The organism is Arcobacter sp. CECT 8989 (genome assembly GCF_004116715.1).
In the GTDB taxonomy this organism is placed as follows: Bacteria; Campylobacterota; Campylobacteria; order Campylobacterales; family Arcobacteraceae; genus Halarcobacter.
This window is the reverse complement of sequence record NZ_PDKE01000049.1, coordinates 1-545: the sequence shown is the minus strand read 5'-3', so window position 1 is coordinate 545 and position 545 is coordinate 1. Positions and strand designations below refer to the sequence as shown.

1 protein-coding gene is annotated in these 545 nt (G+C 58.2%); it reads left to right on the top strand.

The window, feature by feature from the left end; translation table 11 throughout:
- Positions 1 to 545, top strand: a 545-nt coding sequence (locus CRV02_RS14375; RefSeq protein ID WP_129090906.1) for a phage portal protein, incomplete at both ends; no start/stop codon positions are given.

Sequence of the window (545 nt, the reverse complement as noted above, 5' to 3'; positions counted from 1 at the left end):
GATAACGGCTACTCCGTGTTTGAGCAGTCACTGCTGCGGTATATCGCTGCCGGGCTGGGTGTCTCGTATGAGCAGCTTTCCCGGAATTACGCCCAGATGAGCTACTCCACGGCACGGGCCAGTGCGAACGAGTCGTGGGCGTACTTTATGGGGCGGCGAAAATTCGTCGCATCCCGTCAGGCGAGCCAGATGTTTCTGTGCTGGCTGGAAGAGGCCATCGTTCGCCGCGTGGTGACGTTACCTTCAAAAGCGCGCTTCAGTTTTCAGGAAGCCCGCAGTGCCTGGGGGAACTGCGACTGGATAGGCTCCGGTCGTATGGCCATCGATGGTCTGAAAGAAGTTCAGGAAGCGGTGATGCTGATAGAAGCCGGACTGAGTACCTACGAGAAAGAGTGCGCAAAACGCGGTGACGACTATCAGGAAATTTTTGCCCAGCAGGTCCGTGAAACGCTGGAGCGCCGTGCAGCCGGTCTTAAACCGCCCGCCTGGGCGGCTGCAGCATGTGAATCCGGGCTGCGACAATCAACAGAGGCGGAGAAGAGTGA